Genomic DNA, 15,927 nt, shown 5'->3' with positions numbered 1-15,927 from the left:
TCCGCGTCAGACCCTGGGCTGGCTGACACCGGCCCAGAGCCTGACGCGGGTACTGTCCGGGCAGTCACCCGTTGCAACGACCACGTGAAACCGCCCGTCCTTCCCTGCATGAAAAAGAGCGGATCAGGCCTTCGTGAAGGCCAGGGCGACGTTGTGGCCGCCGAAGCCGAACGAGTCGGTGATCGCGGCCTTCAGGTCGACCTTGCGCGGCTGGCCGGCGACGACCTCGTGCAGCACGGCCGGGTCCGGGTTCTCCAGGTTCGCGGTCGGCGGGATGACGCCGTCCCGCACCGACAGCACCGTCGCGATCGCCGCCACCGCGCCGGACGCCCCCAGCAGGTGCCCGAGCGAGCCCTTGGCCGCCGTCAGCAGCGGGTGGTCGCCGATCGCCCGGTGGATGGCGATCGACTCGATCGTGTCGCCGACCGGGGTCGACGTGGCGTGGCAGTTGACGTGGCCGATGTCCTCGGCGGTCAGCTCGCCGCTGCGCATGGCGGCCTGGATGGCGCGGCGCTGGCCCTCGCCCTCCGGGTCGGGCGCGGTGATGTGGTGCGCGTCGGAGCTGGTGCCGATGCCGGCGAGCCGGCCGTACACCTTGGCGCCGCGGGCCTTCGCGTGGTCGGCCCGCTCCAGCACCACGACGCCGGCGCCCTCGCCGAGCACGAAGCCGTCGCGCTCGCCGTCGAACGGCCGGGAGGCCCGCTCCGGCGCGTCGTTGCGGGTGGACATCGTCCGCGCCTGCGCGAAGCCGGCCATGGTGATGCCGGTGATGCACGCCTCGGCGCCGCCGGCGATGATCACGTCGGCCTCGCCGCTGCGGATCATCCGGTATCCCCAGGCGATCGCCTCGGCGCCCGACGCGCAGGCCGACACCGGGGCGTGCACCCCGGCGCGCGCCTTGGCCCACAGCCCGACGTGCGCGGCCGGGCCGTTGGGCATCAGCATCGGCACGGTCAGCGGCGACACCTTGCGCAGACCCGCCGTCTCCAGCAGGTCGTCCTGCGCCAGCAGGGTCAGCGCGCCGCCGATGCCGGTGCCGATGATCACCGCGAGCCGCTCCGGGTCGACGGCGTCCTCGTCGAGGCCGGCGTCGGAGTAAGCCTGCCGGGACGCCACCATGGCGACCTGCTCGCTGCGGTCCAGCCGCCGGGCCTCGACCCTGGGCAGGATCTCGGTCGGGTCGACCTTGAGCTGCGCGGCGATCTGCACCGGCAGCTCGTACTTGTGCACCCAGTCCGCGTCCAGGGTCGACACCCCGCTGCGGCCGGCGAGCAGGCCGTCCCAGGTGGACGCGACGTCCCCGCCCAGAGGGGTCGTCGCGCCGACACCGGTGACGACGACGTCGACAGAGCTCACTTCGCCTCCGCTCTAACCTTCAGTTCGCTACGGCAGGATCAGGCGTTGCGGGCGATGTAGTTCACCGCGTCGCCGACCGTCTTCAGGTTGGCCAGCTCGTCGTCCGGGATCTTCACGCCGAACTTGTCCTCGGCCTGCACGGCGATCTCCACCATGGACAGCGAGTCGATGTCCAGGTCGTCGACGAAGGACTTGTCCACCGTCACGTCGTCGACGGCGACACCCGCGACCTCTTCGACGATCTCGGCCAGACCGGTGCGGATCTCCTCGTTGTCCACCTGTGTTTCCTTTCCTAGTGATTCCCCGGCGGGGACGGTTCGCCCCGTCGGAAAGCTCTGGGCCCGCTCACGGGCAGACGGCCACCTGGCCGGAGTAGGACAGGCCGGCGCCGAAGCCGACCAGCAGCATCACGTCCCCGCTGGCGATCCGGCCGGCCGCCCGCATGTGGTCGATGGCCATCGGGATCGAGGCGGACGAGGTGTTGCCGGAGTGCGTGATGTCGTCGGCGACGACCATGTCCTCGCGCGCGCCCTTGGCCCGCAGCCGCTTGCCGATGTGCTCGACGATGCGCAGGTTGGCCTGGTGCGGCACCAGCACGTCGATGTCGGACAGCTTGATGCCGGCGGCCTCCACCGCGCGCTCGGCGATCGGCGCGATCTGGGTGGTGGCCCAGCGGAAGACCGACTGGCCCTCCTGGAAGATGTGGCCGGCCGGGGTCAGGCCGATCATGTCCACCAGGTCGCCGGAGCTGCCCAGCACGGCCGGCGCGATCAGCTGCTCGTCGGACCCGCCGACCACACAGGCGCCCGCGCCGTCGGCGAAGATGATGCAGTTGGCCCGGTCCTGCCAGTCCACCCAGTCGGTGAACCGCTCCGCGCCGATCACCAGCACCTTGTTGGCGCTGCCGCCGCGGATCAGGTCGCTGGCCACGGTCAGCGAGTACGGGAAGCCGGCGCACGCGGCGTTCAGGTCGAACGCGGCCGGCGAGCGGACGCCGATCCGGTCGGCGGTCTGCGCGGCGGCGTTGGGGATGTTGCCGGGCATGGTGCAGGTCGCCACCAGCACGGTGTCGATCTCCTCGGGCGACACGCCCGAGTCGGCCAGCGCCTTGGACCCGGCCTCCACGGCCATGTCCACCAGGGACTGGTCGGGGTCGGCGAGCCGGCGCTCGATGATGCCGACCCGCTGGCGGATCCACTCGTCGTTGGTGTCCACGCCGCTGGCCGCGATGTCGTCGTTGGTGACGACCCGATTGCCCTGCGCGCTGCCGAAGCCCAGCAGGCGCGTGCCGGCGGGGCCGGTGCGGCCGATCAGCTTGGGACGCTCGCTCATGCGGACACCGCCTCCACTGCCTTGTCCAGGTCCGCCGGGGTCTTGATCGCGATCGGCGTGGTCACGACGCCCTTGAGCTGTCGCTTGACCAGGCCGGTCAGGGCGCCGCCCGGGGCCAGTTCGATGGTGGTCGTCACGCCGGACCGGGCCAGCGTGTCCATGCACAGGTCCCAGCGCACCGGGAGGGTGACCTGGGCGACCAGGCGGCCCAGCATCTCCGAGCCGCTGGTCACCACGGAACCGTCTGCATTGGACAGCAGCGGGTGTGTCGGGTCGGCGGTGGCGACGCCGGCGGCCTTGTCCCGCAGCGTCTCCCGCGCCGGCTCCATGTAGTGGGTGTGGAAGGCGCCCGCCACCTTCAGCATGATCACCTTGGTGCCGGCGGGGCGCTCGTCGGCCAGCTTCTGGAGCGCGTCCAGCGAACCGGCGGCGACGGTCTGCCCGGCGCCGTTGCGGTTGGCCGGCACCAGGCCGTACTCGTCGAGCCGGGCCAGCAGCTCGTCGGCCTCGCCGCCCATCACCGCGGCCATGCCGGTCGGCTCCAGCGCGCAGGCGTCGGCCATCGCGCGGCCGCGCACCGCGGCCAGCGCCACCGCGTCGTCCATCGCGAGCACGCCGGCGACCGCCGCCGCGGCCAGCTCGCCGATGGAGTGGCCCGCGACCGGGGCCGCGGTCGGCACCGTGACCCGGCGCTGCAACTCGCGGAACGCCACCAGCGACGCCGCCACGATCAGCGGCTGGGTGATGGCGGTGTCCTTGATCTCCTCGGCGTCGGCGGTCGTGCCCAGGCGCTTCAGGTCCAGCCCGACGGCGTCCGACCAGCCGGCGACCAGCTCCTCGACACCGTCGAGTTCGAGCCACGGGGCGAGCATGCCTGGGGCCTGGGAGCCCTGTCCGGGGGCTAGGAGCGCGATCACCCGATCACTGAACACGGTCCCGGCGGCGTCCCGGGATGTCGCCACGAACGAAGTCCGATCGCCTGCGTTGTAGGAACCCTCCAAATGGTTGCCGGAATATGACCGTTGAGCGGCCAGCTGGGTTGTCGAGCCTGTCCGACACGGGCGATGAGGCGCTGCTCACGCCCCCACGTCGGGAAAGGACCATTCCTCTCACCGGAGGAGAGGAATGGTCCTTTCACCACTGAAGCGGTCCCCGTCACACGCCGGTGATCTGCTCGATGCGCAGCACGTCGCCGACGGTGGTCCGGTGCGGGTCCAGACCGTACCGCCGCACCCGGCCGAGCTCGTACATGCCCAGGGAGCTGCCGGGGAACAGCACCCAGGCGCCGTCGTCCAGGCTCATCATCCGGTGCGCGTACACCGCCTCGATCACGGTCTCGCCCACAGTCACCAGGTAGCGCGCGCCGTCCTCGGTGGACGGCAGGTCGCCGGTGAACTTGGCGGTGCCGAAGTTGTCGATGTGCACGATCGTGCCCGGCGCCGGGTCGAAGCGGACCAGGTCGGCCGGGTCCATCGGCTCGCCGAGGTCGCCCAGGTCCGCCCCGGCCGCGACGCGGGCGGCCAGCGGCGCGGTGACGTACTTGCCGGCGAAGGACACGAAGCCGCCGCCCTCGCCGTACTGGCCGCTGATGTCGTACAGCTCGGCGATGCCCAGGTCCCGGGTGATCCAGTCGAACACGCCGGTGTTGCGGCCGATGAACACCATGTCCTTCTTCAGGGTCCGGCCCAGCACCGCCTTCGGGCGGATCTTGAACGGGCTGATCGTGGACAGGAACACGGTGCCGTCCGGGTAGCTCTCGGCCAGCAGTCGCATCGCGAACGTCCCGTTGAGCGCGGAGTACGCCGGCAGCACCGGCACGAACGGCTCGACGGCGACGTCGCGGCCCTGGGTGGCGGTCAGCAGGGTGGCCCGCAGCTCGTTGGCGGCGATGTCCACGCAGTCGGTGACGGGCACGATGTGGGTGGTCATGATTCCTCTTCTCGTCGGAGATGTCTGCCACGCCGGGTGAATCCCCCGGCGAGTGCCGCCAGCGCGAGCGTCAGCGCCGAGCCCCAGAGCCCGAGCGCGGCGGCGGGTCGGAAGTCGTCGGTGCGGGCCAGCTCGCCGAACAGCAGCGAGCCGGCCAGCGCGGTGCCGATCGCGGTGCCGATGCGTTGGCACGTCTGGAGAACAGCGCCGGCGGTGCTGCCGTCCTGCGGCGGGACACCGCGCAACGCGAGCGCCTGGTTGGGGGAGAACACCAGGCCGCTGCCGAGGCCGGTGACCAGCAGTGCCGCGGGCAGGAGCTCGGTGTGGTCGCCGATCAGCAGCGCCGCGAGGGCGATGCCGGCGGCGGTGGTGAGGACGCCGGTGAGGATCAGCGTGCGACCCAGCCGGAAAACCAGGCGTCCCGAGTACGTCGCGGTGATCGCGCTGCCGATGGCGATCGGCGTCATCGACAGGCCCGACTGCAACGGGGTGTAGTGCAGGCCCTGCTGGAGGAACAGGGTGATCACCAGGAAGATCCCGGTGTAGCCGGCGTAGTAGAGCAGTGCCAGCACGATTCCCGTGGCGTAGCCGCGGTCTCCGAGCAGCTGGAGATCGACCAGCGGCTGGCCCTCGTAGCGGCGTTCCCAGGCGAGGAACGCCGTTGTCAGGGCCGCGGCGACCGTGAGCAGCCACCAGTGGTCGGCCTCGATCAGCATGTACATCACGGTGAACACGGCGGTGCCCAGCAGCGCCGCGCCCACCAGGTCGAGCGATCGGCGCGGCCGGTCCGTGGGATCTCGGGGGAGCAGGTTCTTTCCCACGACCAGCGCGGCAACGCCGATCGGCACGTTGACGAAGAACACCCCGCGCCAGTCGGCCCACTGGAGGAGCAGGCCGCCGACGACCGGGCCGACCGCCGTCGACACCGCCACCACGCCGCCGTACAGGCCGAGGGCCCTGGCGCGGGAGTCGCCGGGGAACAGCTGCTGGATCATGCCGATGACCTGCGGATTCATCAGGCCGCAGGCCGCGCCCTGCAGCAGCCGCGCGACCACCAGCCAGCCCGGCGTCGGCGCGAGGCCGCACAGGGCGCTGGTCGCCGTGAAGGCGGCCAGCCCGATCAGCAGCATCCGGCGGCGGCCGCGTTCGTCGCCGAGCCGGCCCGCCGGCACCAGAGCGACGCCGAAGGTGAGCGCGAAGCCGGCGGCGACCCAGGAGATGTCCGCCGACGACGCGCCGAATTCACCCTGCAACGCGGGAATGGCGACATTGACGATGCTGACGTCCAACAGCGCCATGAAACCGGCGGTCATGCAGACGATGAGGCCGAAGCGTTGGTCAGCCGGCCGGACGGAAACCAGATCTGACGTCTTGATTGCCGCCTCCGTTGAAATTCAGGCGCAGCATGCGGCGCCGTCCCGAGGTGCGGTCGAATGCGCGGCGGCCGTGCAGCACGGCGTGGTTGTCCACGATGAGCACATCGCCGCGGCGCAAGGTGGTGACGAATTGACTGGCCGGATCGAGCACCGCGGCGGTCATCGCCGCCAATGCCTCGGAACAGCTCGATTCGGTGCTGGAGTGATTGTCCTGCCGGTAGCGCACGCGCACCAGGCCGTCCTGCTCGGCGAACACGGCGTGCCGGGCGGTGGCGCCGTTGCGGGTGATCGTGACGGCGTCCGGCTCGTACAGCCTCGCGCGGTGGCCGGCCGGCAGTTTCTCGTGCACTGCGGCCGCGCTGACCAGTACGGACTCGCCGCCGACGGCCTCGGCGTGCTCGCACGACAGCAGCACGATCGCCGGCCCGACCTCGCTGTAGGCGCCGTCGGTGTGCGGCGGGTGCTCGTCGGACATCGTGCCCAGGAAACCGGTGTCGCCGCCGGTGGCCTCGATGACGGCGATCCCGTTCTCCTCGGAACGGGCGTGCCGCCACAACGGTCCCAGCGATTTCTCCAGCGACACCAGATCTTCCGGTGTCGGCGGTGTCGGCAGTTCCACGATGACCGCGCCGTAAGTATCGAAAACCGTCATCGCGGCGTCCGGAACGGCAATTCGCAACTCGTCGGCTTCTATTCGGATATCGGCCGGATCGAGTGTGGCAGTAAAGGGTTTCCTCGTCTCCATGTGGTGTCCCCTCCGTGACCTGAAACGACGTTAGATCACGGGTTGGGGCTCGGAGAAGCGAGTTCCGGTGGCCAGCTTTCGGTTGCCCTTTTATCGGGTTCGGATGACCTTTCTTCCCACGGCCGGGATCACCAGAGGCCGCGGGCCTTGGCCAGTCGGCCGACGGTGAGCGCCACCCGCAGCACCAGGGCGTCGCGCGGGTCGTTGGCGTTGCGGCCGGTCAGCTCGGTCACCCGCTTCAGCCGATAGCGCACGGTGTTGGGGTGCACGAACAGGTTGCGGGCGCACGCCTCCAGCACGCCGCCGGTCTCCAGGAAAGCGTCCACAGTGGCCATCAGGCCGCCGGTCGCCTCCTCCAGCGGGCGGGCGATCCGCTCGATCAGCTGCCACTCCGCCTCCGGGTCGCCGGCCAGCGCCCGCTCCGGCAGCAGGTCCAGCGACCGCACCGGCCGCGGCGCGGTCGGCCAGCCCACCACCGCCCGCAGCCCGGACAGGGCGTCCGACGCGCTGCGGTGCGCCTCGGCGATGTTGTCCACCGTCGGCCCCACCACCACCGGGCCCGGGCCGAACGCCTCGGCCATCTTGGCCAGCACCTCCTGGCCGCGGGCCTCGTCCTCGGAGCCGCCGAGCACCACCACCAGCCGCGAGCCCTGCACGCTCAGCAGCACCGGACGGTGGATGCGGGCCGCCCGGCTGCGCACGTCGAACACCACGCGGGTGGGTTCCGCCGACATCGGATTGCCGACCAGCACGGTCGCCTCCGCCGTCTGCTCCCAGCCCAGCGCCGAGGCCCGCGAGAGCAGCGACTCCTCGGCGTCGCCACGGACGATGCCGTCCACGATCAACGCCTCCAGCCGCGCGTCCCAGGCGCCGCGCGCCTCGGCCGCCGCCGCGTAGGAGGTGGCCGCGGCGAAGGCGATCTCCCGGCCGTAGCGCAGGACGGCCTCGGTCAGCTGGCCGCGCTCCTTCTCGTCGGCGGCGATCTCGGGCAGCATGCGCTCGAAGACCTCCAGCGCCACTCGGACGAGTTCCACGGTCTGGCGCAGGCTCACCCACCGTGACATGTCCTTGGGGGCGGAGCGGAACGCCTCCGCGGTCAGCCGGATCGCCTGCTTGTTGTCCCGCAGCCAGGACACGAAGCCGGCGACCCCGGTCTGGGTGACCATCAGCACGCTCGCCCGCTGGTCGGCGGGCAGCCGCCGGAACCACGGCAGCCGGTCCTCCATCTCCCCGATCGTGCCGGAGGCCAGCCGGCCCGACGCGTGCTCGAGCCGACGCAGCGTCTCCGCCGACAGCGAGTCCCACGCCAGTTCACCCATGGGGGACAGCTTCGCACGCCACCCACCCGTACGAAGGAACTACCCGCTCCGGTGGGGAAATCGCCCCTATGTTCGGCCGTGTTGCCTGAGGAGGAGGTCGTCTTGCGAAGATCGCTGTCCGTCGCGCTGAGCCTGCTCGCGGTCGTGCTGCTGGTGACACCGGCGCGGGCGCAGCGGGTCGTCTGGGCCCCGTGCCCCGGCGCGCTCGCCGCCCTCGAATGCGCCACGCTTTCCGTTCCCCTCGACTACGCCCATCCCGACCAGGGCACCATCGCCGTGGTCGTCAGCCGCCGGCAGGCAACCGATTCCGCGCACCGCAAGGGAGTGCTGCTGATCAACCCCGGCGGCCCGGGTGGTTCGGGGCTGTCGATGCCGCGCTATGTCGCGGATCACACGCCGTTGGGGCAGTACTACGACCTCGTGGGGTTCGATCCTCGCGGCGTGGGGGCGTCGACGGCTTTGCGGTGCCTCACGCCGGCGGCGCTCGCCTCGCTGGACTCGCGGCCGTCCGATGAGGAATTCGCCGGCTGGGCGGCGCAGGCGCGGGAGAGTGAGGGTGCCTGCGAGCGGGCCGGGGGTGGGCTGCGGCCGTTCATCGACACCCGGGACACGGCTCGGGACATGGACCAGATCCGGGCGGCGCTCGGGGTTGGGAAGATCAATTACCTGGGGTACTCGTACGGGACGTACCTCGGGGCCGTGTACGGGGCGCTGTTCCCCGATCGGCTGAACCTGTCGGTGCTGGACTCGTCCGTGCATCCGGAGTGGATCTGGCGGCAGCAGTTCCTGGAGCAGGCGGCGGCGTATCGGTCCGATGTGGACGCGTGGGCTTCGTGGGTGGGGGATCGGAACGGGGCTTTCGGGCTGGGGGTGGGGCGGGCGGCGGTGCTGGCCACCGTGGAGGAGATCGCCGGTGCTCTGGTGAAGTCGCCGGTGGGGAAGTTCAACCGGACGTCGCTGGACGGGGCCGTGGGGGAGGGGGCTCGGTACCGTCCACTGTGGTCGGATCTGGCGCAGGTGCTGGTGGCGGTGCGGAAGGGGAAGGATCCGTCGGTTGCCGACGCTGTCGGGGCGGGGATGGCCCTCGCCCAGCGGGGGCTGGACGTCATGCAGTCGGGTGTATTCGACACCGTTACGTGCGAGGCGGACTGGCCTGGGGATCCATCCACGTACTTCCAGGACATGCGGACGTATCGTGCGGAGTATCCGTACGGCTTCGGTGTGCTTCGTTCCGCTCCGACGACGTGCACCTATCGGTCGTTCAAGCCGGCGGAGGCGCCGGCGACGTTGGTTCGCGGTGGGTATCCCGTTGGCGTTGTGGTGCAGGCCGAGGGTGACACCCAGACCGCCTATGCCGGCGGGCCGGCGATGGCGGCGCGGTTGCGTGACAACCTGATCACCGTCACGGATGAGGGTGCCCATGGCGAGTACGGCAGCAATCCGTGTGTCACCGAGAAGATCAACCGGTACCTGATCGACGGGGTGCTGCCGGACAGCTCCTCCCTGTGCCCCGGGGCTCCCCGGCCGAACGTGGCGGCGGACGTCCCGGCGGTTCCGACCCGCGCCGCCACCCTCGGCGCCTCCATCCGCTCCTACCTGTCCGGATTGCCCCCGTTCTGACCCCGGCGAGTCGCGCTCTGGGGCAGGGCGAAATGCGGTTTGGGGTAGGTGCGGGTGCGGGTGGGTGGGGCCGGGGCTTTTCGGATGTGGTGGTTGCCGACGCGCGAGTCGCGTTCTCGTGACGCAAGCGAGTCCCGCCCTCGGGCCATTTCCGGCGTGGTGCGTTTCGCTGTTGGCCCGAGGACGGGACTCGCTGGCACGAGAACGCGACTCGCGGGAAGGGTGGTCACCATGTTGGTACACCACTCACCGTTGGTACACCACTCACCGGGGCTTTAGACGGGTCGCCGGTGGGGCGCGGTCGGTAGCGCACTCACCGGTCGCGCGCGCGGTTGGTACGCCGATCACCGGTTGGTCGCGGTTGGTACGTCGATCATCGGTGGGTTTCGGTCGCTAGGCCGATCGCCGGTGGGTTGCGGTCGGCCCGTCGCCACCGCCACCACTGTCGGCGGGGCGCACTGGGGTCTGTGTACCGGAGGCCGCCCGCGCGTGGCGCTGGGCGGCCTCCGTCTCCCCGGTCCCCACCGGTGTGTCCACTGTGGATCAAGTGGCGGCCGGCCGCCACGCGAGTCCCCCGTTCGTGATTTCCCCCTTTCGTGCCAACGTGTCGAGTTGCTCCACACGGGACACTGCGAAAGCATTCGGCAATGGGCGATCAACTCAGTCAGGGGCTGGGCGACGCGTGGGCGCTGATCACCACGTTCGTGCCCAAGCTGTTGGGCTTCCTGCTCGTGCTGCTGGTCGGATGGCTGGTGGCGAAGGCCTTGAGCAAGGCCGTCGAACTGCTGCTGAACAAGGTCGGCTTCGCCAGACTGGTGGAGCGGTCCGGGTTCGGCGGCCCGAAATCGCCGGTGGACGCCGGCAAGCTGATCGTCCAGCTGGTGTTCTACTTCGTCATGCTGATCGCGTTGAACTACGCGTTCGGCGTGTTCGGCACCGGCAACCCGGTCAGCGACCTGCTCAACCAGGTCATCGCGTACCTGCCACGGGTGGTGGTGGCGATCATCCTGGTGCTGATCGCCTCGGCGATCGCCCGGGTGGTCCGCAACCTGGTCACGGGCGCGCTCGCCGGCCGCCAGTACGGCCAGCTGCTGGGCACGATCACGTACGTCTTCATCCTGGCCCTGGGCGTCATCGCCGCCCTGAACCAGCTGGGAATCGCGACGACGGTGACCGAACCGGTGCTGGTCTTCGCGCTGGCGACGGTCGGCGGCATCCTGGTGGTGGGCGTCGGCGGCGGCATGGTGCGGCCGATGCAGTCACGCTGGGAGCAGTGGCTGACCCGTGCCCAGGCCGAGGTGGCGACGCCCCCGGCGAGCACGTCGCCGCAGGAGGCGCCGTGGGAGCGCAACCAGCCGGGCGGCGACACGCCGACGCCGGCCGAGGGATTCCCGCAGCCCTGAATCAACCGCGGCTCGAGTGACCTAAGTCCCAACGGAATACGGGCCCCGGGGCATATGTTCTCCAGTGAGGAGACGTGCGCTCCGGGGCCTGGTGCAATTCCAGACCGGCGGTAAAGCCCGCGAACCACCCGGAAGGGTGGCCGATCCGGTGGAACTCCGGGGCCGACGGTGAGAGTCCGGATGAGAGGCGCGCACACGTCCGCCATCGGCGTGCGTGCGAAACCAGCCCCGGACCGGAGCCGGAAGGGGGCTGGACCAGGTGAACTGGTTGTTGGAGCACGGGCTGACGCTGCTGGGCGAGCACATCTCGTTCGCGGAGCTGCTGGGGCAGATCGGCGCGGTGGCGGTGGTGTTCCTCGCGCAGCGCCGCACCCTGTGGACGTGGCCGGTGCAGATCGCGGCGGCGGTCCTGCTGTTCTCCGTCTACACCTCGGCCCACCTGGGCGGACTCGCCCTGCGCCAGGTCATCGTGCTCGCCATCTCCGTCTACGGCTGGTGGGCCTGGACCCGCCGCCGCGACGCCGAGTACGGCGTGGTGGTCCGCCGCTCCACCCGGCCCGAGCTGGCCGCCCTGGCGGTGGCGCTGATCCTCGGCACCGTCGGCATGGCCCTGCTGCTCCAGGCCACCAACGCGTCCTGGGCCCCGTGGCCGGACGCCGCGATCTTCATCGGCACCGCCGTCGCCTACGGCGCCCAGGGGCTGCGCCTGGTCGAGTTCTGGCTGGTCTGGCTGCTGGTGGACGCCATCGGCGTGCCGCTCCAGATCGCCTCCGGCCTCTACTTCAGCGCCAGCGTCTACATCGTGTTCACGGTGCTGGTGATCAAGGGCTGGCGGGACTGGACCCGCAGCGCCAGGGCCGTCGCGCAGGCCTCACTCGCGCAGGCACCAGTCGGCAACGTCGGCGTGTGACGCGAACCACACGTCGTGGCCGGCGATGTACTCGACCAGCTGGCGCAGGGCCACGAACCGGGACCGGTGCCCGATCACGTGCGGGTGCATCGTGAGCTGGAACAGGCCGCCGTCGGCGTAGGCGGCGTCGAACTCGTCCCGCCAGGTGGTCAGCACCTGGCGGGGCGGCACGCTCGGCCGGGTCGGATCGCGCGGGAAGAACGGCGCGTCGTCGCGGATCCACTCGACCGGGATCTCCACCAGGCCGGTCGGTTCGCCGTCGGCCACCACCTCGTACGGGTCGTCGTCGGCCATCAGCGACGAGTCGTAGCGCAGCCCGAGCTCGCGGATCACGGCCAGGGTGTCCGCGCTGAAGTCCCAGGACGGCGTGCGCAGGCCCACCGGACGGGCGCCGGTCAGTCGTTCGAGGGTGTCGGCGGCCCGGAAGGCCAGGTCCCGCTCGACGCCGTCGGGCAGCGCGGTGTTGCGCTCGTGGATCCAGCCGTGCAGGGCGACCTCGTGCCCGCCGCGCACGTACGCCTCGATGTCGGCGGGGTGCAGCAGGGCCGACACGGCCGGCACGAAGAACGTCGCGGGGATGTCGTGTGCGGCCAGCAGCTTCAGGATTCTCGGTACGCCGACGCGGCTGCCGTACTCGCCCTGCGAGAGCTGGCACGGGCTGAACTCGCCGTCCCGCAGCGGAATCGTCTCGTGGTCGGCGTCGAACGACAGCGCCACCGCGGCCCTTCGACCGTCGGGCCAGCTCGAAGGCCGCAGGCTGCGGCCCGCGCGCACCCGGTCGACCTGCTGCCGCCAGACCGTTTCCGGCCATTCCCACGCTTGTCCGGTCACCATGCGCGACAGGTTAGCGCCGTTCACACCTTCGACTGACCAACCGTGGACAACTCGCGAACTTCGCCTAACGTCGGGGAGGAAGCCGCCGGACGGAGGTGAAACCGTGCTGTCCCAGCAAGAACGACTCACCTTCCTCGCCGGCGGCGTCGCCGCGCTGCGCGACGGGGCGGCGCCGACGTGGACGCAACTCGGCCTGGCGAGGCCGAAATCCGGCGTCTACGCGGAGATTTCCGCCGCCGTCCGTGACCTGCTCGCGGCCGATCGGATCACCGACTTCTTCTTCATGCACAAGCCGCCCGGCCTGCGGGTGCGGTTCGCCGCCGCGCCGGGCCGCGAGGCCTGGGTGCGGGCCGAGGTCGACCGGCTGGCCCGGCGCTGGGAGGACGAGGGCCTGATCGGCGGGATCGTGCCCGGTGTCTACGAACCCGAGGCCTTCCTGTTCGGTGGCGCGGCGGCGATGTGCCACGTGCACCGCCTGTTCACGGCGGACTCCGTTGCCTGGCTCGATCATCACGTACGCACCGAGCTGCCGGCGTGGCTGGTTTCCATGCGGCTGCTGCGATCCGTGTTCGGCGGCCTCGGCCTGTGCTGCCAGGCCTGGCCGCGGGTCCGCGACACCTGCGGGCGCCGGGTGCCGCTGCGGGACGAGTCGGTCGCGGCCGCCTGCTCCGAGCTGCGTGGCGTGTGGGAGACGACCCGGTCGCCGGTCGCGCCGGCGGCGCGCAGCTGGCGGGTGGCGCTCGAACGTGCCGGTGTCGACGCCGCCGAGGCCGCGGCGTACTACGTCGTGTTCCACTGGAACCGGGCGCGGCTGAGCGCGGCGCGGCAGGCGCTCATCACCGAAGCGCTGGCGGGCGCATGAGCGTGCTGCTTCGGGTCGCCGGGCTGCCGATGGGCCGGTGGACCGCCGCCGGCAACCCGGAACTGGTCGCCAAGCTGCGGGAACTGCTGGCCGAGGAGGAGGCCTACGCGGCCTACGCCCGGTCGCTGGCCGACTGGCTGGGCACGGTCGTCCCGGACGCCGAGGACCGCTCGGAGCTGTTGGCGCTGCGCCGCGACCTGCACAACGGCCGCCTGGTGGCGAGCGCGATGCCGGAGTTGGCCCAGGTCAGCGCCTGGGCGACGGCGCTCGGGCTGCGGAGGGCGGCGTTGGACGAAGACGTGGAAAAGGAGCGTCAGCGGCTACTGAGGCTGCCTTGGTCGCAGGTTGACGAGGCTCTCGCGCGTGCGGTGCCGGACCTGGTCGGTGATCTCTCACGACGGGTCGAAGCCGGCGAGAACTGGGATGGCAAGCGTTTGCGGCAGCGGTCGGAGTACCTGCTGCGCATGATCGCCCGAGGCGCGGCGAAGCCGACCCCGCGCGGCTGGCTGGCCCACGTGGCGCAGGCCGAGGTGGGGGAGACCGCGTCGTGGCCGGCGGTCGGGGCGTGCTCGGCGCAGTGGGTGAGCAACGTCAACGCCGACCGAAGACAGGCGGCCCTCGGCGGCGCGACGATCACCATGAACGGGCTGAGCTGGCTCGACGGCGACCGGCTGCGCTGCTGGTCGGCGACCCGGGTGGTGGAGGTCAACCGGACGCCGCTGCTGGACGCGATCCGCAACACGCTGGCCGACGGCGTGCACGACGTCGACGAACTCGTGCGCCGCCTGGCCCCGGACGGCGGCGACTTGCTGCGCGGCTTCCTCGAGCACCTGGTGGGTCTGGGCGTGCTGCAACTGTCCCGGCCGCCGCGGTCGAGCTGGGACGTTCCGCTCGCGGGCGAGGCGTTCGTCGACGTCTACCGGACGGTTTCCGGTGCGGTGCCGGCGGATTTCGTGGCGCGGGTGCGCCAGTTGGCGTTGCAGGCGTTGCGGCTGGTGGACGTGCTGCCGCGGCCGGCGGATCACCCCGTGTTGTCGACCATCGGCTCCGCGCCTCGGCCCGTGCCGGATCTTGTCGCCGAGTACCTGGAGAGTCGACCCGTCGAGGCCGCTGGGCGTCGAAGATCGCCGGACCTGCCGGAAGTCCTTACGCCGCAAGTGCTCGACGGGCTGGGCCTGCCGCCGGCGGCGGTGCCGGAGTGGCCCCTCGACTGCCTGATCCGCCCGATGACCGACGGTGCGGTGCTGGAGGCGATCCTTCCGGCCGGGGTGCTGGACGCGAGGTTCGCCTCGGCCCTGACCAAGCTCGGCGGCGAGCCGCCGCAGGTCCGGTCGTACCGGGATTTCCTGGCCCACAAGGCGGCCGAGGAAGACGCCCGGCTCGTGGAGATCCTGGTGCCACCGCTGGACGATCGGGCCGCCAATGCCGTGCGAAGACCCAGCTATTGTCCACTATGGACCGGTGATGCCGACTCGTCGAGCTACCTGCCGGCCGGTGGGCGATATCTGCCGCTGGACCGCATCACCTTGCGGCGCGGCGAGAATCGGATCGTGGCGGAGGATCTTGCCGGGAATCCGTTGTGGCCCATGCATCACGCCACGAGGACGCCGATCGGGCCGTGGGGACTGGTGGTCACGCTGCTGACCGCGGCGTCGCCGCAGCCACCGTCGATCTCGTTCGGCAACCGGATGGCCGCGTTCCCGGAGCGGGATTCGTTGCCACGACTGGAGATCGCCGGCGGGCTCATCCTCTCCGGCCGGCACTGGCGGATCACGCCGCCGACCTCCTTGCGCGACCTGGCCGCGCTGGACCTGCCGCGATTCGTCTTCGCGCGGGCCGGCGGCAAGCCTCGGCCGGTCGACCTGCACAGCCTTTCGGCGCTCAGGGAACTCTCCCGCCTGGGGGACGAGATCGTCGTCGAGGAGATGCTGCCGGACCCGGACCACCTGCCGCTGCGGGATGACCACGGCGAGCCGATCGCCGGGCAGCTGCTGCTGCGGCTGCCGCACCGCCGAGCCACCACCGCCGCCGCGGTGGGGAATCAGGAAGGGGAAAGTGGATGGAATCCGTCCTGGCCGTCACCGAACTGGACCACCTCATCGCGGAACTGGACACCCGGATGACCGAGATCGCCCCGGAGGGTCGCGCGCCGGACTCGGCGATCTGCTCGCTCATCGGCTGCGACATGAGTCACTGGCACTGCTGAGGCGCGTCGAGGGCTCGCCGGAACTGGGTCCGTGC

At 71.1% G+C, this 15,927-nt stretch carries 14 protein-coding genes and 1 riboswitch; of the genes, 5 read left to right on the top strand and 9 right to left on the bottom strand.

Annotated features, from left to right (window positions below; all coding sequences use genetic code 11):
* Positions 1-123: 123 nt before the first annotated feature.
* The 8 genes from BCF44_RS50710 to BCF44_RS50675 form a co-directional block, all read right to left on the bottom strand.
* Positions 124-1,356, bottom strand: a complete 1,233-nt coding sequence (locus tag BCF44_RS50710) for a beta-ketoacyl-[acyl-carrier-protein] synthase family protein (RefSeq protein WP_116181771.1) — start codon at positions 1,354-1,356, stop codon at positions 124-126.
* A gap of 38 nt (positions 1,357-1,394) precedes the next feature.
* Positions 1,395-1,634: an acyl carrier protein gene (locus BCF44_RS50705; RefSeq protein ID WP_116181770.1), complete on the bottom strand. Its 240-nt coding sequence runs from the start codon at positions 1,632-1,634 to the stop codon at positions 1,395-1,397.
* Positions 1,635-1,701: 67 nt separating this feature from the next.
* Complete coding sequence (locus BCF44_RS50700; RefSeq protein WP_116181769.1) at positions 1,702-2,688, bottom strand: beta-ketoacyl-ACP synthase III; 987 nt, start codon at positions 2,686-2,688, stop codon at positions 1,702-1,704.
* Positions 2,685-3,620: an ACP S-malonyltransferase gene (locus tag BCF44_RS50695; protein WP_116181788.1), complete on the bottom strand. Its 936-nt coding sequence runs from the start codon at positions 3,618-3,620 to the stop codon at positions 2,685-2,687. The genes BCF44_RS50700 and BCF44_RS50695 overlap by 4 nt, the downstream gene beginning before the upstream one ends.
* Before the next feature lie 223 nt (positions 3,621-3,843).
* Entirely contained in the window at positions 3,844-4,617 is a 774-nt protein-coding gene (locus BCF44_RS50690) for an SAM-dependent chlorinase/fluorinase (RefSeq protein WP_116181768.1), read from the bottom strand.
* Positions 4,614-5,930 carry an MFS transporter gene (locus tag BCF44_RS50685; protein WP_116181767.1) on the bottom strand — a complete coding sequence of 439 codons (1,317 nt, stop codon included), beginning with the start codon at positions 5,928-5,930 and terminating at the stop codon, positions 4,614-4,616. The genes BCF44_RS50690 and BCF44_RS50685 overlap by 4 nt, the downstream gene beginning before the upstream one ends.
* Positions 5,931-5,955: 25 nt before the next feature.
* Positions 5,956-6,738 (bottom strand): TauD/TfdA family dioxygenase, encoded by a 783-nt coding sequence (locus BCF44_RS50680; RefSeq protein ID WP_116181766.1) that lies wholly within the window; start codon positions 6,736-6,738, stop codon positions 5,956-5,958.
* Between the two features lie 128 nt (positions 6,739-6,866).
* On the bottom strand, positions 6,867-8,057 hold the full coding sequence (locus BCF44_RS50675; protein WP_116181765.1) for a PucR family transcriptional regulator: 1,191 nt from the start codon (positions 8,055-8,057) through the stop codon (positions 6,867-6,869).
* A gap of 102 nt (positions 8,058-8,159) precedes the next feature.
* Between BCF44_RS50675 and BCF44_RS55030 the strand changes: the two genes are divergently transcribed.
* The 3 genes from BCF44_RS55030 to pnuC all read left to right on the top strand — a co-directional run bounded on the left by BCF44_RS55030 (position 8,160) and on the right by pnuC (position 11,990).
* On the top strand, positions 8,160-9,677 hold the full coding sequence (locus tag BCF44_RS55030; RefSeq protein ID WP_147328989.1) for an alpha/beta fold hydrolase: 1,518 nt from the start codon (positions 8,160-8,162) through the stop codon (positions 9,675-9,677).
* A gap of 647 nt (positions 9,678-10,324) precedes the next feature.
* A complete protein-coding gene (locus BCF44_RS50660; RefSeq protein WP_116181764.1) occupies positions 10,325-11,080 on the top strand; it encodes a mechanosensitive ion channel family protein in 756 nt (251 codons plus the stop codon).
* Between the two features lie 73 nt (positions 11,081-11,153).
* Positions 11,154-11,276: riboswitch (FMN riboswitch) on the top strand.
* A 63-nt stretch (positions 11,277-11,339) separates the two neighbouring features.
* Positions 11,340-11,990 (top strand): nicotinamide riboside transporter PnuC, encoded by a 651-nt coding sequence (pnuC, locus tag BCF44_RS50655; protein ID WP_116181763.1) that lies wholly within the window; start codon positions 11,340-11,342, stop codon positions 11,988-11,990.
* On the opposite strand, the gene BCF44_RS50650 is transcribed toward pnuC, so the two are convergent.
* Positions 11,952-12,824: a polysaccharide deacetylase family protein gene (locus BCF44_RS50650; protein ID WP_116181762.1), complete on the bottom strand. Its 873-nt coding sequence runs from the start codon at positions 12,822-12,824 to the stop codon at positions 11,952-11,954. The genes pnuC and BCF44_RS50650 overlap by 39 nt on opposite strands.
* A gap of 103 nt (positions 12,825-12,927) precedes the next feature.
* Between BCF44_RS50650 and BCF44_RS50645 the strand changes: the two genes are divergently transcribed.
* Positions 12,928-13,686: a thiopeptide-type bacteriocin biosynthesis protein gene (locus BCF44_RS50645; RefSeq protein WP_170218194.1), complete on the top strand. Its 759-nt coding sequence runs from the start codon at positions 12,928-12,930 to the stop codon at positions 13,684-13,686.
* A complete protein-coding gene (locus BCF44_RS56235) occupies positions 13,683-15,809 on the top strand; it encodes a lantibiotic dehydratase (RefSeq protein WP_170218193.1) in 2,127 nt (708 codons plus the stop codon). The genes BCF44_RS50645 and BCF44_RS56235 overlap by 4 nt, the downstream gene beginning before the upstream one ends.
* Positions 15,810-15,927 lie beyond the last annotated feature (118 nt).

It is taken from the genome of Kutzneria buriramensis (genome assembly GCF_003387475.1).
Taxonomy (GTDB): domain Bacteria; phylum Actinomycetota; class Actinomycetes; order Mycobacteriales; family Pseudonocardiaceae; genus Kutzneria; species Kutzneria buriramensis.
This window is presented reverse-complemented; position numbering and strand designations above follow the sequence as displayed.